Raw genomic sequence first — 24460 nt, 5'->3', positions numbered from 1 at the left:
AATGGCAGTCGTCGGCACAGTTTCGTCAAAAATGATGAGGAAGAGTGGGTGAATCGTTTTGTCATCGCTGACTCAAAGCTCTGCATCGGCTGCCACACCTGTGAAGCCGCCTGTGCAGAGACGCACCGCCTGCATGGCTTACAGTCCATGCCGCGCCTGAAGGTCATGCGCAACGCTGCCGAATCGGCGCCGCAGATGTGTCATCAGTGCGAAGACGCGCCCTGCGCCGGGGTTTGTCCGGCCAATGCCATTACCCGCGTGGAGGGCGCAGTCCAGCTCAATGAGAGCCTGTGCGTCAGCTGCAAGCTCTGCGGCATCGCCTGTCCGTTTGGCGCCATCGAATTTTCCGGCAGCCGCCCGATTCATATCCCGGCCAACGCCAACAGCCCGAAGGCCCCGCCTGCACCGCCCGCTCCGGCTCGCGTCAGCACGCTGCTCGACTGGGTACCGGGCATCCGCGCCATCGCAGTGAAGTGCGATCTGTGCAGCTTCGACGCCGACGGCCCGGCCTGTGTGCGCACCTGCCCGACCAAAGCCCTGCGCGTGGTGGATAACAACGACATCGCCGCGTCCAGCAAGCGTAAACGCGAGCAGGCATTAGGGGCGTCGCTGGGCGATCTAACTCTGTTAACTCAACCCGGGGCGGAAAAATGAGTGCATTTCTGTTGATTCACTGGGCGCTGCTGGGCTTTGCGGTGAGTGCCATACTGGCCGCTGTGACCAGCTTCCATAAGCCCTTGAGCGGGTTTATCGCCGGGTCCGGCGGCGCGATTAGTTCGGCGCTGACGCTGGCAGCAGGTTGCCAGGCGCTGACCGGCTTTAGCGGCGAGGCGCAAATCTGGCACTGGCAGCTTCAGCTCAACGCCTTTAACGGCATCTGGCTGCTCACCGTTGGCCTGTCCGGCCTGTTTATCTCGCTGTTTAATATCGACTGGCACCGCCACCGGACCGTGCGCGCCAACGGCTTTCTTCTCAACCTGGTGATGGCCGCCGCGGTCGCCGCGCTGGTTGCGGATAACTTCCTAATGCTGGTGGCGATGGCGGAAATCGTCGCCCTGGCCGGCTACTTCCTGACCGGCTGCCGGCAGGCCGGGCAGCTGTGGTTTGCGCTGGGCCGCCTCGGCACCGTGCTGCTGGCCGTTGCCTGCTGGCTGATGTGGAAACAGTACGGCACGCTGGATTTTGGCGAGCTGCGCGATTTGCTGAACGGCACGCAAATCAGCTCCGTCGTCTGGGTGCTCGCCCTGCTGGGCTTTGGCCTGCTGGCGGGCATTATCCCGCTGCACGGCTGGGTGCCGCAGGCGCACGCCAACGCTTCTGCACCTGCCGCCGCACTGTTCTCCGCCGTGGTGCTGAAAATCGGCCTTTACGGCATCATGAGCTTCTCGCTTATCAGCAACACCCTGCCGCTGTGGTGGGGCGTGCTGGTGGTCGTGCTCGGCATGATCACCGCGTTCATTGGCGGCTTGTACGCGCTGATGGAGCACAACATCAACCGCCTGCTGGCTTACCACACGCTGGAAAATATCGGCATTATTCTTCTCGGCCTCGGCTGCGGCCTGATGGGGCTGGCACTGCATAATCCGACGATAGCCGCGCTCGGCTTCATCGGCGGGCTGTACCACCTCATCAACCACAGCCTGTTCAAAACGACGCTGTTCTTGGGCGCGGGCGCGGTCTGGTTCCGCACCGGGCATCTGGATATCGAAAAGCTCGGCGGGATTGGCAGGCGCATGCCGCTGATTTCCATCGCCATGCTGGTTGGCCTGATGGCGATGGCCGCCCTGCCGCCGCTGAACGGCTTTGCCGGTGAGTGGCTGATTTACCAGTCATTCTTCAGGCTGGGCACCCTGCCGCTGTTCATCACCCGCTTTATCGGGCCGCTGCTGGCCGTAGGGCTGGCGATTACCGGCGCGCTGGCGGTGATGTGCATGGCGAAGGTCTATGGCGTCACTTTCCTGGGCGCGCCGCGTACCCCGGAAGCGGAAAAAGCCACCTCCGCGCCGTGGCTGATGAATCTCAGCGTTGCCGCGCTGGCGCTCTGCTGTTTAGCCGGAGGTGTGGCCGCACCGTGGTTTATCCCGCTGCTGCAGCATGCTATTCCGCTGCCTCTGCAAACGGCGAATACCACCGTTTCACAGCCGATAATCACGCTGCTGCTGATTGCCAGCCCGCTGCTGCCGTTCATTCTGATGATGGTGTTCCGTGGTGACCGCCTGCCAAAGCGTTCTCGCGGCACGGCCTGGGTCTGCGGCTACGACCACGAACAGGCAATGGTCATCACCGCCGGCGGTTTTGCACAGCCGGTAAAAGCCGCTTTTGCCCCGCTTATCGGGCTGCGCAAAACGCTGAACCCGGTGAAATGGCTGCCCGGCTGGCAGTGCGACCGCCTCGCCAGAACGTTCCGCAACCTGGCCTTTATCGAGCTGGCCGTGCTGCTGGTTGCGGTTGTCGCTTAAGGAGCTGAGATGAATACCCTTTACTTTCCGTTAATTCAGACGCTGGTGCTGTTTACCATTGCGCCGCTGCTGTCCGGTATCACCCGCGTCGCTCGCGCCCGCATGCATAACCGCCGCGGGCCTGGCGTGCTTCAGGAATACCGCGATCTGTTCAAGCTGTTTGGCCGCCAAAGCGTCGCCCCCTCCGCCTCCGGTTGGGTGTTCCGCCTGATGCCGTTTGTGATGGTGGGCGTGATGCTGACCATCGCCACCGCGCTGCCGGTGGTGACCGTCTGGTCGCCGCTGCCCGCGCTGGGCGATCTCATTACGCTTATCTACCTGTTCACCATCGCCCGCTTCTTCTTCGCCATTGCCGGGCTGGATACCGGCAGCCCGTTCACCGCCATCGGCGCGAGCCGTGAGGCAATGCTGGGCGTGCTGGTCGAGCCGATTCTGTTGCTCAGCCTATGGGTCGCGGCACAGGTGGCTGGCAGCACCCACATCAGCAATATTGCCTCGACGATTTACCACTGGCCCGTCGCGCAAAGCCTGACGCTGGTGCTGGCCTTTGCCGCCTGCGCCTTCGCCACCTTTATCGAAATGGGCAAGCTGCCGTTCGACCTGGCCGAAGCGGAGCAGGAGCTGCAGGAAGGCCCGCTGACCGAATACAGCGGCGCCGGTTTTGCGGTGCTGAAGTGGGGCATCGCCCTCAAGCAGCTCGTGGTGCTGCAAATGTTTGTCGGCGTGTTCCTGCCGTGGGGTCAGATGATCACCTTTAGCTGGACCGGCCTGATTATTGCCCTGCTGCTGGCGGCGCTGAAGCTGTGCGTGGGCGTAATTATTATCGCGCTGTTCGAAAACAGCATGGCGCGCCTGCGCATGCTGGAAACCTCACGCATTACCTGGGCCGGTTTTGGCTTTGCCTTTTTAGCCTTCGTCTCCTTGCTGGCGGCGTGATTAAGAGAATTTCACATGTCTGAAGAAAAGATAGGCCAACATTATCTCGCCGCGCTGCACAAGCAGTTCCCCCATGCGGTTATCGACGAGGCGTGGCAGACCAAAGATCAAATCACCGTTAACGTGAAGCTGAATATGCTGCCGGAAGTGGTGGAATGGCTCTATTACAACCAGGGCGGCTGGCTCTCCGTGCTATTCGGCAACGACGAACGTCAGCTGTGCGGCAGCTACGCGGTTTACTACGTGCTGTCGATGGAATCCGGCGTGAAATGCTGGATCACCGTGCGCGTGGAAGTGGATGCCGATAAGCCGGAGTTCCCGTCCGTAACGCCGCGCGTGCCTGCCGCCGTATGGGGCGAGCGCGAGGTGCGTGATATGTACGGCCTGCAGCCTGTGGGCCTGCCGGACGAGCGCCGTCTGGTGCTGCCGGACGACTGGCCGGACGATCTCTATCCGCTGCGCAAAGACAGCATGGACTACCGCCAGCGCCCGGCCCCGACTACGGACCAGGAAACCTACGAGTTCATCAACGAGCTGGGCAGCAAAAAGAACAACGTGGTGCCGATTGGCCCGCTGCACGTCACTTCTGACGAACCGGGCCACTTCCGCCTGTTCGTCGACGGTGAGAACATTATCGACGCCGACTACCGCCTGTTCTACGTCCACCGCGGCATGGAAAAACTGGCGGAAACCCGCATGGGCTACAACGAAGTCACCTTCCTGTCGGACCGCGTGTGCGGCATCTGCGGCTTCGCCCACAGCACGGCTTACACCACGTCGGTAGAAAACGCGATGGGTATCGTGGTGCCGGAGCGCGCCCAGATGATCCGCGCCATTCTCCTGGAAGTGGAGCGTCTGCACAGCCACCTGCTGAACCTCGGCCTCGCCTGCCACTTCGTCGGTTTTGACTCTGGCTTTATGCAGTTCTTCCGCGTGCGCGAGATGTCGATGAAGATGGCGGAGATCCTCACCGGCGCGCGTAAAACCTACGGCCTGAACCTGATCGGCGGGATTCGCCGCGATCTGCTCAAGGACGACATGATCCAGACCCGCCAGCTCGCCCAGCAGATGCGCCGGGAAGTAAAAGACCTGGTGGATATTCTACTCAGCACGCCAAACATCGAGCAGCGTACCGTAGGCATTGGCCGCCTTGACCCGCAGATTGCCAGAGACTTCAGCAACGTAGGTCCGATGGTGCGCGCCAGCGACCACGCCCGCGACACCCGTGCCGACCACCCGTTTGTGGGCTACGGTCTGCTGCCGATGGAAGTGCACAGCCTGGACGGCTGCGACGTGCTGTCCCGCCTGAAGGTACGCATCAACGAGGTGTACACCGCGCTGAACATGATCGACTTCGGGCTGGATAACCTGCCGGGCGGCCCGCTTGCCGTAGATGGCTTCACGTATATTCCAAATCGCTTTGCGCTGGGCTTCTCCGAGGCGCCGCGCGGCGACGATATCCACTGGAGCATGACCGGCGACAACCAGAAGCTCTACCGCTGGCGCTGCCGTGCGGCAACCTACGCCAACTGGCCGACCCTGCGCTACATGCTGCGCGGCAATACGGTTTCCGATGCGCCGCTGATCATCGGCAGCCTCGACCCTTGCTACTCCTGCACCGACCGCATGACGGTGGTGGACGTGCGCAAGCGCAAAACCCAGGTGGTGCCGTACAAAGAGCTGGAGCGCTACAGCATTGAACGCACCAATTCGCCGCTGAAATGATTTTGCTGCCTTCTTACCCCTTTTTGTCGGGTGACGCGGTGCTTACCCGACCTACAAAACAGCCGGAGCGTAGGTCGAATAAGCGTAGCGCCATCCGAAACGACAAAAGGTGGAAGGCACAACCAAGGAACGTCCATGTTTAAGTTCATCAAAAAAGCCATTAAGGGCGGCGTGGCCACCGAGTCTTACCCGCTGCAGCCGATAGCCGTGGATGCGAATTTTCGCGGCAAGCCGGAGCACAACCCGCAGCAGTGCATCGGCTGCGCGGCGTGCGTTAACGCCTGCCCGTCTAACGCCCTGAGCGTGGAAACCGATCTGGTTAACGGACAGCTGGCCTGGCGCTTCAACCTCGGGCGCTGCATCTTCTGCGCACGCTGCGAAGAGGTCTGCCCTACCGCCGCCATCACCCTTTCCCAGCAGTACGAGCTGGCGGTGTGGAACAAAGCCGATTTCCTGCAGCAGGCGCGCTTCGACATCTGCAACTGCCGGGAATGCGGCAGGCCGTACGCGGTGCAAAAAGAGATCGATTACGCCATCGCGCTGCTTAAGCACAACGGTGACGAACGTGCTGAAGCGCACCGCGCCTCGTTCGAAACCTGTCCGGAGTGCAAGCGCCAGCAAAGCCTGGTGTCGGCAGACCAGATTAACTTTAGCCGCCAGATGAGAGAGGCCAGCTAATGAGCAATTTATTAGGCCCACGCGACCACAATGGCATGCCGGTGCCGATGACGGTGGACGAATCCATCGCCAGCATGAAGGCGTCGCTGCTGAAAAAAATCAAACGCTCTGCGTATGTTTATCGCGTGGACTGCGGCGGCTGCAACGGCTGTGAAATCGAGATTTTCGCCACGCTGATGCCACTTTTCGATGCAGAACGCTTCGGAATCAAAGTCGTTCCGTCACCTCGCCACGCGGATATTCTGCTGTTCACCGGCGCCGTGACCCGCGCCATGCGCTCCCCTGCGCTGCGCGCCTGGGAATCCGCCCCTGACCCGAAAATCTGCATCTCCTACGGGGCCTGCGGCAACAGCGGCGGCATCTTCCACGACCTGTACTGCGTCTGGGGCGGCACCGATAAAATCGTGCCGGTGGACGTTTATATTCCGGGCTGCCCGCCAACGCCTGCCGCAACGCTGTACGGCTTTGCGATGGCGCTTGGCCTGCTGGAGCAGAAAATCCACGCCCGCGACGCCAGCGAGCTCGACGCGCAGCCCGCGCAGATCCTGCATCCGGATATGGTGCAGCCGCTGCGCGTGCGCATCGACCGCGAAGCGCGCCGCCTGGCGGGCTACCGCTATGGTCGCCAGATTGCCGACAGCTACATGAACAACCTCACCGCAGGCGGCGACGCCGTGCAACAGTGGCTGGCAAAAGAGGCCGACCCTCGGCTCAACGAAATTGTCGCTAATCTGGAAAGCCTGGTGCAGCAGGAGCGCGCGTGATGAGCGAATCGGTGGTGTTCTGCCAGCTTAGCCGCAAGTTTGTCGACGAGAACGACAACACCCCGGCCGACGCGCAGCAGGTGGTCTATTACAGCCTGGCCATTGGCCACCATCTGGGCGTAATCGACTGCCTGAAAGAGAACCTGGTCTGCCCTTTTGACGACTACCGGGCGTGGATTGCCACGCTCGAAGAGGGCGGCGAAGCGCGGCGGAAAATGGAAGGCGTGCCGCGCTACGGCGAAATCGTTATCGATCAAAGCCACGTCGTTTTACTTGCCAGAGCTTTAGACGCGGCGAAGCCCACCCAGACCCCGGCGCAGCAGCGCTGGAGCCAGGCGCTGCTCGATATGCTGCAGGCCATTCAACTTGAACCCGCCATCTACCTGATGGTCCGGAGGTGTTATGACTAATGTTTTACTTTGTGTCGGCAACAGCATGATGGGCGACGACGGCGCGGGCCCGCTGCTGGCGGAGCTGTGCAAGGCTACGCCGCAGGGCGACTGGGTGGTTATCGACGGCGGCACCGCGCCGGAAAATGACGTGGTGGCTATTCGAGAACGGCGCCCGGAGCGCCTGCTGATCGTGGACGCCACGGACATGGGGCTGAATCCCGGAGAAATCCGCCTCGTCAACCCGGACGATATCGCCGAGATGTTCATGATGACCACCCATAACATGCCGCTCAACTACCTGGTCGATCAGCTGAAGGATGACATCGGAGAGGTGATTTTTCTGGGCATTCAGCCGGATATCGTCGGCTTCTACTACCCAATGACCGACGCGGTAAAAGAGGCCGTGAACAAGGTCTATCAGCGCCTGGCAAACTGGCAGGGCGAAGGCGGATTCGAAAGACTGGAAGTCACCGTATTCGTTTGATTTTTTGTGGCTAATCGGTGGATGACGCTTCGCTTATCGACCCTATGATTCGCACGAGTTGTGCGTCGGATAAACGAAGCGTCATCCGGCAACCACTCCCTGTCATTTCCGCAAAATGACATCGTCATAAGTGTCGATGTCACTGCCTCCCCACCCCTTCGCAAATAAATAACCTTGCATAACAGCAAATTAAAACCTGGCACGCTTTATGTATAGCAAAGCCCACGATAACTCACCCACCCGGAGGCTTTGATGAACCGCTTCATCATTACGGATTCGAGCAAATGTATTGGCTGCCGCACCTGCGAAGTGGCCTGCGTCGTTTCCCACCAGCAGGATCAGGATTGCGCGACTATAGCGCCACAGGCCTTCCTGCCGCGCATTCACGTCATTAAGGGCGTGAACGTTTCTACCGCCATGATGTGCCGCCAGTGTGAAGACGCGCCCTGCGCCAACGTCTGTCCGAACGGGGCCATCAGCCGCGAGCACGGTTTTGTGAACGTGATGCAGGAACGCTGCATCGGCTGCAAAACCTGCGTGGTCGCCTGCCCCTATGGCGCGATGGAGGTCGTCGTTCGTCCGGTTGTCCGCAACAGCGGCGCGGGCGTGAACGTGATGGCCGAAAAAGCCGAGGCCAACAAGTGCGACCTTTGCCACCACCAGGAAACCGGCCCGGCCTGTATTGCGGCCTGTCCGACCAACGCCATTATCTGCGTTGACCGCAACAAGCTTGAGCAGATGAGCGCTGAAAAGCGTCGTCGCGCCGCGCTTGATGCCAGCACATCCCTGCTTTTCTAAACTCGTGAATTTCAACTTTTAACAGGTCTGTTACTGATGAAAAAAATTACCAACGTCTGCCCGTACTGCGGCGCGGGCGGCAAGCTTCAGCCGGTGAGCGGGGGGGAGGCGCGATGAGCAACGCCATCGGCGATATCGAAAAGTCAAAGTGCTTGCTGGTTTTTGGCTACAACTGCGCCGATTCACACCCGATCGTGGCGCGAAGAGTCATTAAAGCGAAAGAAAACGGCGCTAAAATCATCGTCTGCGATCCGCGTTGTATCGAAACCGCCCGCATCGCCGATCAGCACCTCCAGCTGAAAAACGGCTGCAATATGGCGCTGGTTAACGCCTTTGCCCACGTGCTGCTGGAAGAGAATCTCTACGATAAAGAGTACGTGGCGAAGCATACCGAAGGGCTGGAAGCCTACCGGGAAATCGTTAAAGGCTACGCGCCTGAAGACGTCGAGCATCTGACCGGCGTGCCCGCGCAGCAGGTGCGTCAGGCAATGCGCACCTTCGCCGCCGCGCCTTCCGCCACCATCATGTGGGGCATGGGCGTTACGCAGTTTAGCCAGGCGGTGGACGTGGTAAAAAGGCTGTCCAGCCTCGCGCTGCTGACCGGCAACCTGGGCCGTGAAAACGTCGGCGTTTTTACCTGCGCCGACCGCGGCTTCCAGCGCTTCGAAAAGGCCATCGAGCCGAAGTACAACGTTAAGCGCGACTGGGAAATCATCAGCCTGATCGCCAGCGAAATGGGCTACCCGATACATTACGACAGCAACCAGCAGATCTGGGACGAGATGCGCGAGCTGTGCCCGCTGTTCTACGGCGTCACCTACGAAAAAATGGGCGACATGGGCCACGTGCAGTGGCCGTGCCCGACGCTCGACCATCCCGGCACGCCTTATCTCTACAAAGACAGCAGGCTCGACACCCCAACCAGCAAAGGCCAGCTGTTTGCCGCGTCGCGGCAGGGTAATCAGCCGGGCGGACGTCAGCGAGCGCATTAACAGAGGCTCGGTGTATATGACCTACCAGTGGTGGATCGGCACCTGCAACGAGCTGACGCAGGACAACCTGGATCCGGTATCCAAAACACCGGAAACCAAATACTGCGCGGTAAACGTCAGCGGCATTGCCGACCAGCAGTGGGCCGAAACCTACGCGCAGACGACCTACAGCGAGATGAAGGCGCGGCTGCGGCAGGCGGTGGAAGCCAACGTTTGAAACTGTGGATGACGCTTCGCTTATCCCCCCAACAACCCGTAGGTCGGATAAGCGTCAGCGCCATCCGGCAATTTTTTAATTTGTGAGATAGATTTTGGAATTTAACGGCGTAATCCTGCGTATTCGCGGCAAAGTACAGGGCGTTGGCTTCCGGCCTTTCGTCTGGCAGCTTGCCCAGCGGCTTAGCCTCTGCGGCGACGTCTGTAATGACGGTGCCGGGGTAGTCGTGCGCCTGGCCACGGGTGTTGACGAGTTTATTGCCAGGCTGCACGCCTACTGCCCGCCGCTGGCCCGCATCGACGCCGTCGAACAAAGCGCAATGGTCTGGGATATGCTGCCTGCCGGTTTCACCATCCGCCAGAGCGGCGGCTGCGTGATGGACACGCAGATTGTGCCGGACGCGGCGACCTGCCCGCAATGCCTGCGCGAGCTTAACGATCCGGCGGAGCGCCGCTACCGCTATCCGTTTATCAACTGCACCCACTGCGGCCCGCGCTTCACCATTACCCACGGCATGCCTTATGACCGCCCGAAAACGGTGATGGCAGGCTTCCCGCTCTGTCCCGGGTGCGAAAAAGAGTACCGGGATCCGGCGGACCGCCGCTTCCACGCCCAGCCCGTCGCCTGCCCCGACTGCGGGCCGCAGATTAGCTGGCAGGCCGGTAAGCTGCATCTGGAGCACGAGCCTGCGCTGCTCGCCGCCGTTGTCGCGTTGAAGACCGGGAAAATTGTCGCTATCAAGGGCCTCGGCGGCTTTCATCTGGCGGTAGACGCCCGCAACGATGCCGCCGTGGCACGCCTGCGCGAGCGCAAACGCCGTCCGGGTAAACCGCTGGCGGTGATGGTGCCGCTGGCAACGCCGTTGCCTGACGAAGTCCGCTCGCAGCTCGACACGCCCGTGGCCCCGATTGTCCTGATGGACAAAACCCTGCTGCGCGGCCTGAGCGACGGCATTGCCCCGCACCTCACGGAAACCGGCGTGATGCTGCCGTCCAGTCCGCTACAACACCTGCTGATGCAGGACTTCGGCGCGCCGCTGGTGATGACCTCCGGCAACCTGAACGGCAAGCCTCCTGCTCTGACCAATGAACAGGCGCTCTGCGATCTCGCCGGGATAGCCGACGGCTGGCTGCTGCACAATCGCGATATCGTGCAGCGCATGGATGATTCCGTTATCCGGGCCAATGGGGAGATGCTGCGCCGCGCCCGTGGCTTCGTGCCGGATGCCCTGCCGCTGCCGCCTGGCTTTATTAACCTGCCGCCGATACTGGCGACGGGCACGGACATGAAAAATACCTTCTGCCTGCTGCGCGGGAATCAGGCGGTGCTAAGCCAACATTTGGGAGATTTGTCGGAGGAAGGCGTTGAGGAGCAGTGGCTGCGGGCGCGTAAGCTAATGTGCGAGGCCTACGACTTTACGCCGCAGCATATCGCAACCGACGCCCACCCCGGCTACCGCAGCGCCCTGCTGGGACGAGAAATGGGGCTGCCCGTCAGTGAAGTCCTGCATCATCACGCCCATGCCGCGGCCTGCCTTGCGGAGCACGCATGGCCGCTGGACGGCGGCGAAGTCATTGCCCTGACGCTCGACGGCATCGGCCTTGGTGAGCATAGCGAGCTGTGGGGCGGCGAATGCCTGCGGGTCAGCTATCAGCGCTGTGAACGCCTGGGCGGGCTGCCAGCGGTGGCGCTTCCGGGCGGCGATCTTGCCGCGCATCAGCCGTGGCGTAACCTCCTCGCCCATTGTCTGGCCTATGTGCCGGACTGGCGGCTGCGTTCCGAAACCGCCGCCGTTCGTCAGCAGGCGTGGCAGCCGCTCTCGAGAGCGATTGGACGCAGAATCAACTCGCCGCTGGCCTCTTCGGCGGGACGGCTGTTCGACGCCGCCGCCTGCGCCCTGAACTGTGCGCCGGAGGTGCAAAGTTACGAAGGGGAAGCGGCCTGCCGTTTTGAAGCCCTTGCGGCTCAAAGCCCCTCATGCGCGCATCCGGTCACCCTGCCACTGAAAGACGGCCAACCCGACCTCCGGATTTTCTGGCGGCAGTGGCTGGCCTGGCATGAACCTGCCCCGGCCCGCGCCTGGGCATTCCACGATGCGCTCGCTAAAGGCTTTGCCGATCTGGCGAGGCTGCACGCGGAGCGGCTGCGTATCACGACGATTGTTTTCAGCGGTGGCGTCCTGCATAACAGCCTGATGCGCGAGCGGTTTGCGCACCATCTCGCAGATTTCACTCTGCTTTTCCCGACACGGTTGCCCGCGGGCGACGGTGCCCTTTCTCTGGGGCAGGCTGTTGTTGTGGCCTCCCGTCTGTTGACTGCATCAAAAGGATAAAAAGATGTTTGTACGAGTTTTGCGAGACAATCCACGAGCCGCCGTCCTGCTGGCGGGGCTGGTCGTCGCTAACCTTGCGGCCTGGGCCTGGGCGCTGGTTTCGTTTCATCACAGCACGGCGCTGATGGCGGCAAGCCTGCTTGCCTGGTCCTACGGCCTGCGCCATGCCGTGGACGCCGACCATATAGCGGCGATCGATAACGTAACGCGCAAAATGATGCAGCAGGGAAAACGCCCGTTTGGCATCGGTGCCTGGTTCTCGCTGGGCCACTCGAGCATCGTGATTCTGGCCTCCATCACCATAGCCGCTACCGCTGCGGCGTTCCAGAGCAGGATGGGCTGGTTCCATGACGTGGGCCGCGTGATTGGCACGGCGGTCTCCGCCTGCTTCCTGCTGGCGATGGCGCTGGTGAACCTGGTTATTTTACGCGGCGTCTGGCGCAGCTTCCGCCAGCTGAAAAACGGCGAGCCGCAGGCTGTGGACACGGCGGATTTTAGCGGCGGCGGCGTCATGAGCTGGCTGTTTCGCTCCATTTTCCGCCTGATTGGCAAAAGCTGGCATGTGTATTTTGTCGGCTTCCTGTTTGGCTTAGGCTTTGATACCGCCACGGAAATTGGCGTGCTTGGCATTTCCGCAGCCAGCGCGTCGAGCGGCATGTCCATCTGGTCGATTCTGATCTTCCCGGCGCTGTTTGCCAGCGGCATGGCGCTGGTCGATACGCTCGATAACGTGATTATGGTTGGCGCCTACGGCTGGGCGTTTAACAAACCGCAGCGCAAGCTCTACTACAACATGACCATCACCGGCACTTCGGTGGTCGTCGCGCTGTTTATCGGCACCATGGAGGCGCTGGGGCTGCTGGCGGATAAGTTCGATCTGCATTCAGGTGTCTGGCAATGGGTCATCGCCCTTAACGAAAACCTGGGCAACGCGGGCTTTGTAGTCGTCGGGCTGTTTATGGCCTGCTGGGGAATTTCGATGCTCAACTACCGCTGGAAGGGGTACGACTCTTTGGTGGTTCGCTAAAAGTTTGGTGGATGACGCTATCGCTTATCCACCCTACAAGCCAGACGCGGAGTTTGTAGGTCGGATGAGCGATAGCGTCATCGGGCACCGCTTCGTTTAACTTTTACTTTGCCTCGGCCCAGGCGCGCTCTATCTCTTCGGCCAGAATCTTCACGCCCGCTTCGATTTTCTCCGGCTCCGGCACGTAGTTCATGCGCATACACTGATGCGTGTGCGGCCACGGCTTGTCCAGGCCTGGGAAGAAGTAGTCTCCCGGCACCATCAGTACGCCGCGCTTTTTCAGGCGCTGATACAGGAGTTCGGTAGTGATCGGCAGGTCTTTGAACCATAGCCAGAGAAAAATTGCGCCCTCTGGTTTGTGGATCAGGCAGCGATCTTCTGACAAGTAGCGGCGAATAACCCCGATTGTCTGCTGAACGCGCTCGTAATAGAACGGTTTGATTACCGTTTCAGATAAATGCAGCAGGTCGTTACGCTTGATCATCTCTGCGGCCATGGCTGGCCCAATCCCGCCCGGAGCGAGGCTGATAATGCCGTTCATGTTTTTTATGGCGGAGATGATTTTCTCGTTGGCGATGATAATCCCGCAGCGGCTGCCCGGCAGGCCCAGCTTCGACAGGCTCATGCACAGCACGATGTTGGGATTCCACAGCGGGCGCGCTTCACTAAAGATTATGCCCGGGAACGGCACGCCGTAGGCGTTATCGATAACCAGCGGAATACCGTGCTGGTGCGCCAGAACGTCGAGTTTCATCAGCTCTTCGTCAGTAATGACGTTACCCGTAGGGTTTGTAGGCCGTGAAACGCAAATCATGCCGGTATCTTCGCCGATTTGCAGATGTTCGAAGTCGACATGGTACTTAAACTGGCCGTTCGGCAGCAGCTCAATGTTTGGGCGAGTTGAAACGAACAGATCTTCTTCAAGGCCCGCATCGGCGTAGCCAATGTATTCAGGAGCCAGCGGGAAAAGCACTTTTTTAGTACTGCCATCCGCGTGGCGGCCAGCAAACAGGTTAAACAAGTAGAAAAACGCGCTCTGACTGCCATTTGTCAGTGCAATATTCTGCGGCTCGATATCCCAGCCTAATTCGTTACGCAGCATACCGGCCAGCGCGTTCAGCAGCTCACTTTTCCCCTGCGGACCGTCGTAATTACAGAGCGCATCGGTCATTTTCCCGCTCGCCAGCATTTCTGCCAGCAGATTCTGAAAATAATCGTTCATCGCGGGGATCTGCGCCGGGTTACCGCCGCCGAGCATGATCGCACCGGGCGTCCGTAAACCGTCGTTGAGGTCCTCCATCAGGCGCGTAATGCCTGAATGGCGGGTAAATTTGTCGCCGAAAAGTGAAAACGTCATAACGTGGGTCTGTCGCTTGCTATCAGAAAGAGGCTAACCATAACGCCGCAGATGCCATGGTGCAAACGCATTAAGGATAGCCCGTCCCTGGCAATATGCTGCTCTGATGAGGATGGATAGCATTAAATGCTGAGGTGAAGATCACGCCGGATGACGCTTTGCTTATCCGGCCTACGGTTCTGGTTTGCCGGATGGCGCTTCGCTTATCCGGCCTATAGGTGTGTTTACCGCTGGTTATGGGTTACCTGCCCAGACCACCATTACCCTGTCATCTGCCGTCCGGCGGCTGAATCCGTAACCTTCCTTCATGCTCAGCGTCGTCTGCGTGCCCGCACCTACCGCCGGGTGGCGCGCGCGGAACTGGCTGATTTTCTGCCAGTGCGCCAGGGTGGCGGCGTTTTTACCCCAGTTCATCCCGGAGCGCGTTCCCTGCAGCGGGTCGGAGCCGGTCGGGCCGAACGGGCGCTCCGTCTCATCACCGTAGAAGATCTGCACAGCGCCCGGGGCCAGCAAGAGTAGTTCAGCGGCGCGCTGGCCGCTTTCGCGAAACAGGCGGGTGTCGTGCGAGGACAGGTAGCTCATCACGTTAAAGCTCTGCAACTTCTCCGCCATCTGCTGCCAGGTCAGATCCATGTTCGCCAGGCAGTCCGTCGCTTTCGCTGCCTGCTCCTGGTAGTCAAAATTGATCATCGCGTCGAAGCCGCTGCTGTAATAGTCGCTCTTCATGACGCCGTGGCCCCAGGCCTCCCCCGTCATCCAGAATGGCGTATCGTCCATTTTCTTGTCAGGGTTAGCCTTCTTCCACGCCGCCAGCGCTTCCACGGACTGTGCTTTCAGCTGCTTCCATGCCGCCTTCTCCACATGCTTAGCCGTATCGACACGGAAACCATCGATACCGTAATCCCGCACCCACTGGCTTAACCAGTAGGTCATATAATCGCGCACCGTATACCCGGCTATCTCTTTCGCGTTGGTATCCGGCTTGTGGCGGTAAAATACCGGCAGCCCGGCTACCCCGGTAGATTCAGTTTTTAGGTCGGGCAGGAACGCCAGCGACAGGGTGAGATCGTCAAAGCCGGGATTGTCGTAGTCGCCGATATCGGTGCGGATCCAGTTTTTGCCCCACCAGCTATCCCACGCGGCTTTGTCGCTGAAGTTGATGTAATCGTTAAAAGTGTGCCAGCTCTGCCCCGGGCCGGGCTTCCAGTCTGTCCACCGCTTGCCGAGCGCTTTGGTCACCTCGTCGCCATTCAGGTACAGCGCGCCAAATTGATATTCCTGCATATCCGCGAGCGTCGCGTAGCCGGTATGGTTCATGACGATATCGAAAATGATGCGAATGCCGCGCTTGTGCGCCTCGTCCACCAGCCTGCGCAGATCGTCCTCGCTGCCCATGTTGGCGTCGAGCTTTGTCCAGTCCATGGTGTAGTAGCCGTGATAGGCGTAGTGGGGGAAGTCCCCTTTGGTGCCGCCGCCCACCCAGCCATGGATCTGCTCCAGCGGCGAGCTTATCCACAGCGCGTTAACACCGAGGTTTTGCAGATAGTCCAGTTTGCTGGTCAGGCCCATAAGGTCGCCTCCGTGGAAGGTGGCAATCTCTTGCATACCGTCTTTATGTCTGCCATAGCTGTTGTCGTTGGCGGGATCGCCATTCTCGAAGCGATCGGTCAGCACAAAATAGACCGTTGCATTATGCCAGCTGAATGCGGCAGTTTTCTGCGTGATGGCGTTTTCCAGCAGCAGCAGGCCGTTGCTGTTAGCCGCAGGCATCAGCGTAATTTGCCCATCTTTGACCGTTGCGGTCTGCCCGCTGTAGAAATCCCGCACTTCGCTGGCTTCCGGGAAGGTTTTGCTCACGTCCACCGTTAGCGGTTTGCCGTCCCATTTCGGGCACTGGCGGATGATATCAGCTGGCGTGACGCTGGCTGCGCTTTTGACGCTAAGCATCAGCGTAGGCGTGCCGCTGCGGGTGTCGATTTGCACCTGATACTCACCGTCGCGGAACAATTTCCACTCCGGCGGCGCACCTACGCAAGGCTTCAGCGACAGCATCTGGTTGAGTTTGATTGTTTCGGCAGGCTGCCAGCACGTCTGGTCAAGTTTCAGATTTAAAGGCAGCGTACCCTTCTCAAGCTTTGACTGACTGACAAACAGACCGGGGCTTTGTTCATCAAACGCCGAAAGGCCCGTTGCCGACCAGTTTGCCAGCGCCAGACCAGGGAACAGTAAAAGTAACAGAGGAGTTTTGTTCATTATTTTTTTTACCCTTGAGCGTCTTTTAAACAGTCTGACATTGTTTTTAAAAAGGATATTCATCCTTTAGCCGGGATGAGAGGGAGGAGAACGCCGGTTGAGTGATGGCGATAGCATTCCGCTAAAATATGCGATAACTCATGCAAATAACGCTACTTTACGCCGTCATAAGGAGTTCGTACGTGACATCGTTTCGGATTCGTACTATTTCTTTTGATGCCCTGGCAGGTTATTTTTGCTAACATTCGCGTTTAATTTGTTCGAATCCTTTGACAATTAAGGCACCAGACACGCAGCGATCCGCCCAGGAGATCTAATGATATCAACCCCAATCCGACGATTTGGGGCTGCGATACTCATGCTACTCACCTTCAGTTTTTCAACTGGGGTTATAGCAAGTAGCCATGAGCCAAAATCGCATAAAGCCCATTTAGCAAAGAGTAGCAAAGCAGTAAGCAGCAAGACTGAAAGTAATAAGTTGGCAAGTAGTAAGAAAGAGTATTCTCGCAATAGTGAACTGGCATCTCTCCCTGATTTGCGAAAATACCCTTCCGGAACACCCAGGAAAAAGGCGTTTCTCCGGACGATCATGCCATACATTACCAGTCAAAATGCAGCGATCGCTGCTGACCGTAATTGGCTGGTTTCCAAGCAGTACGAGCAGCGCTGGTCGCCATCTGAGCGCACACGCCTGAAAGGCATCACCAAACGCTATAAAATCGCGTGGAACGGCAACACCAACCGTGTGCCGTGGAATACGCTGATGGAAAAAGTCGACATCATTCCTACCAAGATGGTGGCGACTATGGCGGCGGCAGAAAGCGGCTGGGGTACCTCTAAGCTTGCCCGTAACAACAACAACCTTTTCGGCATGAAGTGCAGCAAACACCACTGCAACAGCGGTTCTGGCAAGGTGAAAGGCTATCAGCACTTCGACTCGTTGAAAGAAGGTGTTAATGCCTACGCGGTCAACCTGAACACGCACCCAGCCTACAAGTCATTCCGTAAATCGCGCGCGCAGTTGCGCAAAGCGGATCAGGAAGTAACGGCCAGCAATATGATCCATAAGCTGAAAGGGTATTCCACACGCGGCAGCAGCTATAATAATTTCCTGTTTGCGATGTATCAGAGCAACCAGCGTTTAATGGTCGCCAACTAAATTGTTAATTCATCGTTAACTAAGTGTATTTAATTAAACGCCTTCTACGGAAGGCGTTTTTTATGTTTAGAAACTCAAACTAAAATTTCGCTAAAACGTTCCCGATGCTCTTTTGGCGTCGCGTCATACTCTTTTTTAAAGACCGAATAAAAATATTGCAGCGACGGATAGCCACACATCTGTGAAATTTCGTTTATCGACAAGGAAGTAGAGATCAGTAAACTGCGCGCCTTATCTAATTTCTCTGCGTGAATCACTGCATGAATCGTTTCCCCCACCTCCTCCTTGAAGCGCTTTTCCAGATTTGATCGTGAGATACCCACCGCATCCAGCACCTGCTCAACCTTAATGCCTTTACAGGCGTGATTGCGGATGTAGTGCATCGCCTGAATGACCGCGGGGTCGTGCAGAGAGCGGTAGTCGGTCGAGCGGCGTTCCACCACGCGCACCGGCGGCACCAGCACGCGCTGAAGCTGGAGTTCTTCGTTATCCAGCAGGCGATGCAGCAGTTTGGCAGCCTGATAGCCCATCTGCCTGGTCCCCTGCGCCACGGATGACAAAGCGACCCTGGAGAGATAGCGCGTCAGCTCTTCGTTATCAATGCCAATCACGCAGAGCTTTTCCGGCACAGGGATATGCAGATGTTCACAGACCTGGAGCAGATGGCGAGCACGGGCGTCCGTCACGGCGATAATCCCCGTTTGCGGCGGCAGGGTCTGCACCCAATCTGCCAGGCGGTTCTGCGCGTGCTGCCAGTTCTCCGGCGCGGTTTCTATGCCCTGATAGACCACGCCACGGTATTTCTCTTCCGCCACCAGTTGGCGAAACGCATGCTCCCGCTCAACCGCCCAGCGCTTGTTGCTGGAGCCGGGTAGCCCGTAGAACGCAAAGCGGTTCACGCCCTTCTCTTTCAGGTGCAAAAAGGCGCTCTGCACCAGCGCGAAGTTGTCGGTAGCAATGTAGTGCACCGGAGGATAGTTTTCCGCCAGGTAATAGGAGCCGCCGACGCCCACAATCGGCACGCCCGCCCCGTGCAGTAAGCTTTCGATCTCCTCGTCGTCAAAATCCGCAATTACGCCGTCGCCTAAACACTCCCTGATGTTGTCGATACGCGCGCGGAAATCCTCTTCGATAAAGATGTCCCATTCTGATTGAGACGCCTGCAAATATTCACCCACGCCCTCTACCACCTGACGGTCGTAGGCTTTGTTGGCATTGAATAACAACGTAATGCGATGACGCTTCTCAAACATGCTAAAGATTCCTGAAATTACCCGGTATTTGAATACCATAGCAAAGGACAAAACCGGGGTTTCGTTCCCCGGCATTGTGATCGCCTGCACATTCTCACGCCCGGCGCTTGGTGGCGGAATCCATCCACACCGCCAGCAGTAAAATGGCCCCCTTAACGATGTACTGCCAGAAAGTCGGTACGTCCATCATACTCATACCGTTATCCAGCGAAGCCATAATAAAGGCGCCCATGACAGCCCCGGCGACGCTGCCGATGCCCCCTGCAAGGCTGGTGCCGCCGATGACGCAGGCGGCGATGGCATCCAGTTCGGCAATATTCCCCGCAGAAGGCGAACCGGCCCCCAGTCGCGAGCTGAGGATCAGTCCGGCAATGGCCACCATCAGGCCGTTGATAGCGAAGACCGCCAGCTTGGTGCGTTCGACGTTAATCCCGGAAAGCCGCGCCGCTTCGATGTTGCCGCCAATGGCATAGATTCGACGGCCAAAGGCGGTGCGGGTAGCCATAAACATCCCCGCCAGCAGCAGCAGGGTTAAAATGAGCACCGGCGTGGGGACGCCACGATAGTCGTTGAGCAGCCATATCGCCCCGAGCACAATCACAGCCGTGATGGCCTGCCGCCCCACGATGCCGGTGGAGGCTGGCGTGACCAGCCCCAGCGCCTGACGGCGCATGCGCAGCCGCCATTGCCAGCCGACAAAGGCCACCAGCGCCAGCACGCCTGCGCCAAAGCCGATGCCATCCGGCAGGTAGCTCTGGCCGATTTGCGACATGGCCGCGCTCGTCGGCGAAACCGTGGTGCCGTTGGTAATGCCGATTAATACGCCGCGAAACGCCAGCATGCCCGCAAGAGTGACGATAAACGACGGCACCTTGCGATAGGCAACCCACCAGCCGTTCCATGCCCCCAGCACCAGGCCGAGCGCGAGCGTGACCACAATGGTTAACGGCAGCGGCCAGCCCAGCCAGACGTCAAAGATTGCCGCCACGCCGCCCAACAGCCCCATCATCGAGCCGACGGAGAGATCGATTTCCGCCGAGATAATCACGAACACCATGCCCACCGCCAGAATCCCGGTAATGGCCGTCTGGCGCAGCAGGTTAGAGACGTTACGCGCGCTCAGATAGGCGCCGTCGGTGGTCCAGGTAAAGAACAGCACGATGGCCACAATCGCGGCAATCATCACAAACACCTGCAGGTTCATCGCCTTCAGGCCGGCAAACGGGGTCGCCAGCGGGGCCGCCAGTTTGATTTCAGACGGGTTGCTTTTCGACATGGTGGTCACTCCTCAGTGCGGCTTCCATAACCTGTTCCTGGGTCAGGTTGTTGTTGATCAAATCGGCTTTGATACGCCCCTCGTGCATCACCAGCACCCGGTCGCTCAGCCCCAGCACTTCGGGCAGCTCAGAGGAGATGACAATCACCGCTATGCCCTGCTGCACCAGCTGATTTATCAGCTTGTAGATTTCGTATTTGGCCCCGATATCAATGCCGCGTGTAGGCTCGTCGAGAATGAGAATGCGTGGATTGAGCAGCAGGCAGCGGGCGAGAATGGCCTTTTGCTGGTTGCCGCCGGAGAGGCGACCGATGGCCAGCTCCGGCGAGGAGGTTTTCACCTTTAGCCGCTGAATGGACTGCAGGATGCAGTTTTGTTCGGCGGCGTCGTCCAGGCTTGATAACACGCCGGAAAACTGCCCCAGCGAAGCCAGCGTAATGTTCTGCCCCACCGCCATCACCGGCACGATGCCGTCTCGTTTGCGGTCTTCCGGCACCATGGCGATGCCGTGTGCTATAGCCTGCTGGCAGCGGCTGATTTTTACCGGCCTGTTGTCGATATAGATCTGCCCCTCCGACCTGCCCGGCCAGACGCCGAACAGGCACTGGACCGCCTCGGTACGCCCTGCCCCTACCAGCCCGGCAATCCCCAAAATTTCTCCTTTACGCAGGGAAAAAGACACGTCGTTTACCCGCTTGATCTGCCGGTTAATCGGGTGCCAGGCGGTGAGATGCTCAACGCGGAGAATCTCCTCGCCGGTCTGGTGTGGCTCGCTGGGATAGAGCGCCGTCAGTTCGCGGCCCACCATCATGGTAATAATGTCATCCTCGCTCATTTGGGCCGCATCCCGAGTGCCGATGGGCTGCCCGTCGCGGATCACGCAAATGGTGTCGGAGATCGCTTTTACCTCGTTGAGCTTGTGGGAGATGTAGATGCAGGCGATGTCGTGATCCTGCAGATCGCGAATAATCCTCAGTAAAATGGCCGTTTCCTGTTCGGTGAGCGAGGCCGTGGGCTCATCCAGAATCAGCAGCCGCACCTGTTTATTCAGCGCCTTGGCGATTTCCACCAGCTGCTGCTGCCCGAGCCCCAGTTCGCCCACTCGCGTATCCGGAGAAATATTCAGGCTGACCTGCGCAAGCAGCTTCTGGCAGCGCAGGGTCATGCTTTCGTAGTCCAGCACGCCAAAGCGGGTGATTTCAGCGCCGAGAAAGATGTTTTCCAGGATGGTGAGATGCTTCACCAGCGCCAGCTCCTGGTGGATGATGGCGATACCCTTGCGTTCGGTATCGCGAATGTGGGCGGCCTGTAACTTTTCCCCGGCAAACCAGATTTCACCCTCGTAGCTGCCGTAGGGGTAGATGCCGCACAGCACTTTCATCAGCGTGGATTTCCCGGAGCCGTTCTCCCCGCACAGAGACATCACTTCCCCGGCGTTGAGCGACAGGCTGACGTTATCCACTGCCTTCACCACGCCAAAAGCTTTGGTGATCTGTTTCATTTCCAGCAAGTAAGGCATAACCCTTCTCCCATCTGGCTAAAGGTTGCCGCCCGCAGGTGCTGCGGGCGAAAAGGTTACAGCTCGCTCTTCTTGTGGAAACCGTCCGCCACCACGGTGCTGTCGATATTGGCCTTATCGACTTCAATTGGCGTTAACAGACGGGAAGGGACATCTTTCAGGCCGTTATTGAGTTTGGCATCCGAAGCCGGCGTTTTACCTTCGCCCAGCTCCACGGCAATTTCCGCTGCGGTATTCGCCAGTTTGGTGATCGGCTTATAAACCGTCATAGTTTGCGTACCCGCCATAATGCGCTTCACCCCCGCCAGATCCGCATCCTGACCGGAAATAGCCACTTTCCCCGCCAGCCCTTGCGCGCTAAGAGCCTGAATAGCCCCGCCTGCGGTAGCATCGTTTGAGGCGACGACGGCATCAATTTTGTTGTTGTTCGCCGTCAGGGCGTTTTCCATAATTTTCAGCGCGTTTTCCGGCAGCCAGCCGTCCGCCCACTGATCGCCCACGACTTTTATTTTCCCGCTATCAATATAGGGTTTTAAGACTTTCATCTGCCCGGCACGGAAAAGCTTGGCGTTATTATCAACCGGCGAGCCGCCCATTAAGAAATAATTACCGGAAGGCACTTTAGCAACAATGCTTTGCGCCTGAAGTTCGCCGACTTTCTCATTGTCGAACGAGATGTAATAGTCAATATCCGCATTATTAATCATGCGATCGTAAGCGAGTACTTTAATGCCTTCACGTTTCGCCTCGGCGACGACGTTACTTAAAACCTGTCCGTTGTAAGGAATAATGACCAGCACATCCACGCCGCGGTTGATCATGTTTTCAATTTGCGACATCTGGGTCTCTTCGTTGCCGTTGGCGGACTGGACAAACACCTTCGCCCCCAGCGATTCTGCTTTCTTCACAAAGATATCGCGGTCTTTCTGCCAGCGCTCAAGGCGCAGGTCATCAATGGCCATACCGATTTTGACTTCTTTGGCGATGCCGCTCACGCTGGTGAGTACCAGCGATGCACATAATGTCAGTAAGAGGTTCTTAATCTTCATATTATTGTTACCTGTAGGGTGGTGATTATTTGGAGTAGAGAAGAATGAACAGGTGCAGACGCAGGGAATTGTTGACGTTGTTTGAATAATCATCAATTACAGATTTTTATTTTCCCATTACGCTTTTTGGTTTAATTGTCAAATCATGATGGGGATCTTCTTTTAAATTAGCACACTCATTGTTTCTCATAATTTATGGAATAGGCCTCGAATGATTTTGCTGATTATTTTTCAGCGTTTTTTGCGAGGTGGCGCACGTTTGGGTATTCTCTAAAGCGCAGAGTGAAATAACGTAATTGAGCATCTGCTGCGGAAAATTCAGGATAAACGGACATTCCTTTCGCCCGCTCGTTTTCCTGATTACGGAGTTCATTATGCAAGCCTATTTCGACCAGTTAGACAAAGTTCGCTTTGAAGGCCCTAAATCCACCAATCCGCTGGCGTTCCGCCACTACAACCCTGATGAGCTGGTGCTGGGCAAACGCATGGAAGAGCATCTGCGCTTCGCCGCCTGCTACTGGCACACCTTCTGCTGGAACGGGGCAGACATGTTCGGCGTTGGCGCGTTCGAGCGCCCGTGGCAGCAGGCCGGTGACGCGCTGGCGCTGGCAAAACGTAAAGCCGACGTCGCCTTCGAATTTTTCCACAAGCTGAATGTGCCCTATTACTGCTTCCACGATGTCGACGTCTCGCCGGAAGGGGCTTCTTTAAAAGAGTATCTGAACAACTTCGCGCAGATGACTGAACTGCTGGCGCAAAAGCAGCAGGAGACAGGCGTTAAGCTGCTGTGGGGCACCGCAAACTGCTTCACCAACCCGCGCTACGGCGCAGGGGCAGCCACCAACCCGGACCCGGAAGTCTTCTCCTGGGCGGCCTCCCAGGTTGTGGCAGCCATGAACGCAACGCATCAGCTGGGCGGCGAAAACTACGTGCTCTGGGGCGGTCGTGAAGGCTACGAATCCCTGCTGAACACCGACCTGCGCCAGGAGCGTGAGCAAATCGGCCGCTTCATGCAGATGGTGGTTGAGCACAAACATAAAATTGGCTTCCGCGGCACGCTGCTCATCGAGCCAAAACCGCAGGAGCCGACCAAGCACCAGTACGACTACGACGTCGCCACGGTCTACGGCTTCCTGAAGCAGTTCGGCCTGGAAAAAGAGATTAAGGTAAACATCGAAGCTAACCACGCCACGCTTGCGGGCCACTCTTTCCACCATGAAATCGCCAGTGCCATCGCTCTGGGCATCTTCGGATCCGTGGATGCCAACCGCGGCGACCCACAGCTGGGCTGGGATACCGACCAGTTCCCGAACAGCGTGGAAGAAAATGCTTTGGTGATGTACGAAATCCTCAAAGCGGGCGGCTTTGCGACCGGCGGGCTGAACTTCGACGCCAAGGTTCGTCGTCAGAGCACCGACAAATACGATCTGTTCTACGGTCATATCGGTGCCATGGACGTGATGGCCCTGTCCCTGAAAATCGCGGCCCGCATGATTGAAGACGGCGAGCTGGATAAGCGTGTAGCGAAACGCTACGCGGGATGGAATGGTGAACTGGGCCAGCAAATTCTGAAGGGCCAGATGTCGCTGGCGCAGATTGCGCAGTACGCTGAACAGCACAACCTGGCGCCACAGCACCAGAGCGGTCATCAGGAGCTGCTGGAAAACCTGGTTAACCACTATCTGTTCGATAAGTAATTTCTGACCGCTGTTTTTACAGGGCGGAAACACCCTGCGTCATCCATTCATGCAAAAGTGATGGATGACGCTTCCACTTATTCCCCCTGCAAA

The 24460-nt window shown here is 58.2% G+C and carries 19 protein-coding genes and 1 pseudogene; 14 read left to right on the top strand and 6 right to left on the bottom strand.

The features are described from left to right. Nucleotides 1-48 precede the first annotated feature (48 nt). The 12 genes and pseudogenes from ACA108_00570 to ACA108_00515 all read left to right on the top strand — a co-directional run bounded on the left by ACA108_00570 (nucleotide 49) and on the right by ACA108_00515 (nucleotide 12804). Nucleotides 49-654, top strand: coding sequence for a 4Fe-4S dicluster domain-containing protein (locus ACA108_00570; protein ID XEX96074.1), 606 nt, complete (start codon nucleotides 49-51; stop codon nucleotides 652-654). Then, nucleotides 651-2459 (top strand): formate hydrogenlyase subunit 3, encoded by a 1809-nt coding sequence (gene hycC, locus ACA108_00565; GenBank protein XEX96073.1) that lies wholly within the window; start codon nucleotides 651-653, stop codon nucleotides 2457-2459. Before ACA108_00570 ends, hycC begins: the two co-directional genes overlap by 4 nt. Before the next feature lie 9 nt (nucleotides 2460-2468). After that, nucleotides 2469-3395: a respiratory chain complex I subunit 1 family protein gene (locus ACA108_00560; GenBank protein ID XEX96072.1), complete on the top strand. Its 927-nt coding sequence runs from the start codon at nucleotides 2469-2471 to the stop codon at nucleotides 3393-3395. 15 nt (nucleotides 3396-3410) lie between these two features. Beyond that, on the top strand, nucleotides 3411-5120 hold the full coding sequence (locus ACA108_00555; GenBank protein ID XEX96071.1) for an NADH-quinone oxidoreductase subunit C: 1710 nt from the start codon (nucleotides 3411-3413) through the stop codon (nucleotides 5118-5120). A gap of 135 nt (nucleotides 5121-5255) precedes the next feature. Further along, nucleotides 5256-5798, top strand: a complete 543-nt coding sequence (locus ACA108_00550; GenBank protein ID XEX96070.1) for a formate hydrogenlyase complex iron-sulfur subunit — start codon at nucleotides 5256-5258, stop codon at nucleotides 5796-5798. After that, on the top strand, nucleotides 5798-6562 hold the full coding sequence (locus ACA108_00545) for an NADH-quinone oxidoreductase subunit B family protein (GenBank protein XEX96069.1): 765 nt from the start codon (nucleotides 5798-5800) through the stop codon (nucleotides 6560-6562). The genes ACA108_00550 and ACA108_00545 overlap by 1 nt, the downstream gene beginning before the upstream one ends. Further along, complete coding sequence (locus ACA108_00540; protein XEX98191.1) at nucleotides 6562-6972, top strand: formate hydrogenlyase maturation HycH family protein; 411 nt, start codon at nucleotides 6562-6564, stop codon at nucleotides 6970-6972. The genes ACA108_00545 and ACA108_00540 overlap by 1 nt, the downstream gene beginning before the upstream one ends. Then, entirely contained in the window at nucleotides 6965-7438 is a 474-nt protein-coding gene (hycI, locus tag ACA108_00535; protein XEX96068.1) for a hydrogenase maturation peptidase HycI, read from the top strand. Before ACA108_00540 ends, hycI begins: the two co-directional genes overlap by 8 nt. 252 nt (nucleotides 7439-7690) lie before the next feature. Further along, entirely contained in the window at nucleotides 7691-8236 is a 546-nt protein-coding gene (gene hydN, locus ACA108_00530) for an electron transport protein HydN (protein XEX96067.1), read from the top strand. A gap of 101 nt (nucleotides 8237-8337) precedes the next feature. Further along, nucleotides 8338-9367, top strand: a pseudogene (locus tag ACA108_00525) (molybdopterin oxidoreductase family protein). Between the two features lie 172 nt (nucleotides 9368-9539). Further along, nucleotides 9540-11777, top strand: coding sequence for a carbamoyltransferase HypF (gene hypF, locus ACA108_00520; protein ID XEX96066.1), 2238 nt, complete (start codon nucleotides 9540-9542; stop codon nucleotides 11775-11777). A 4-nt stretch (nucleotides 11778-11781) separates the two neighbouring features. Beyond that, nucleotides 11782-12804, top strand: coding sequence for a HoxN/HupN/NixA family nickel/cobalt transporter (locus tag ACA108_00515; GenBank protein XEX96065.1), 1023 nt, complete (start codon nucleotides 11782-11784; stop codon nucleotides 12802-12804). A gap of 103 nt (nucleotides 12805-12907) precedes the next feature. Here ACA108_00515 and avtA read toward each other — a convergent pair whose 3' ends face one another. Beyond that, on the bottom strand, nucleotides 12908-14161 hold the full coding sequence (gene avtA / locus ACA108_00510) for a valine--pyruvate transaminase (GenBank protein XEX96064.1): 1254 nt from the start codon (nucleotides 14159-14161) through the stop codon (nucleotides 12908-12910). A gap of 234 nt (nucleotides 14162-14395) precedes the next feature. Next, nucleotides 14396-16414, bottom strand: coding sequence for an alpha-amylase (locus ACA108_00505; GenBank protein XEX96063.1), 2019 nt, complete (start codon nucleotides 16412-16414; stop codon nucleotides 14396-14398). A 316-nt stretch (nucleotides 16415-16730) separates the two neighbouring features. Between ACA108_00505 and ACA108_00500 the strand changes: the two genes are divergently transcribed. After that, nucleotides 16731-17573, top strand: a complete 843-nt coding sequence (locus ACA108_00500; protein ID XEX96062.1) for a protein bax — start codon at nucleotides 16731-16733, stop codon at nucleotides 17571-17573. Between the two features lie 74 nt (nucleotides 17574-17647). On the opposite strand, the gene xylR is transcribed toward ACA108_00500, so the two are convergent. The 4 genes from xylR to xylF all read right to left on the bottom strand — a co-directional run bounded on the left by xylR (nucleotide 17648) and on the right by xylF (nucleotide 22670). After that, nucleotides 17648-18826 (bottom strand): D-xylose utilization transcriptional activator XylR, encoded by a 1179-nt coding sequence (xylR, locus tag ACA108_00495; protein XEX96061.1) that lies wholly within the window; start codon nucleotides 18824-18826, stop codon nucleotides 17648-17650. A 94-nt stretch (nucleotides 18827-18920) separates the two neighbouring features. Then, the gene (gene xylH / locus ACA108_00490; GenBank protein XEX96060.1) at nucleotides 18921-20102 is read right to left on the bottom strand and encodes a xylose ABC transporter permease XylH; all 1182 of its coding nucleotides are present in this window, start codon (nucleotides 20100-20102) and stop codon (nucleotides 18921-18923) included. Continuing rightward, nucleotides 20080-21621, bottom strand: coding sequence for a xylose ABC transporter ATP-binding protein (locus ACA108_00485; GenBank protein XEX96059.1), 1542 nt, complete (start codon nucleotides 21619-21621; stop codon nucleotides 20080-20082). The genes xylH and ACA108_00485 overlap by 23 nt, the downstream gene beginning before the upstream one ends. Before the next feature lie 56 nt (nucleotides 21622-21677). Continuing rightward, nucleotides 21678-22670, bottom strand: a complete 993-nt coding sequence (gene xylF, locus ACA108_00480) for a D-xylose ABC transporter substrate-binding protein (protein XEX96058.1) — start codon at nucleotides 22668-22670, stop codon at nucleotides 21678-21680. 374 nt (nucleotides 22671-23044) lie between these two features. On the opposite strand from xylF, the gene xylA reads away from it, so the two are divergent. After that, nucleotides 23045-24367 carry a xylose isomerase gene (gene xylA, locus ACA108_00475; protein ID XEX96057.1) on the top strand — a complete coding sequence of 441 codons (1323 nt, stop codon included), beginning with the start codon at nucleotides 23045-23047 and terminating at the stop codon, nucleotides 24365-24367. The last annotated feature ends 93 nt before the right edge of the window (nucleotides 24368-24460 follow it).

It is taken from the genome of Dryocola sp. LX212, from assembly GCA_041504365.1.
In the GTDB taxonomy this organism is placed as follows: Bacteria; Pseudomonadota; Gammaproteobacteria; order Enterobacterales; family Enterobacteriaceae; genus Dryocola.
The sequence above is the reverse complement of the archived record's forward strand: the minus strand, read 5'-3'. Positions and strand labels throughout refer to the sequence as shown.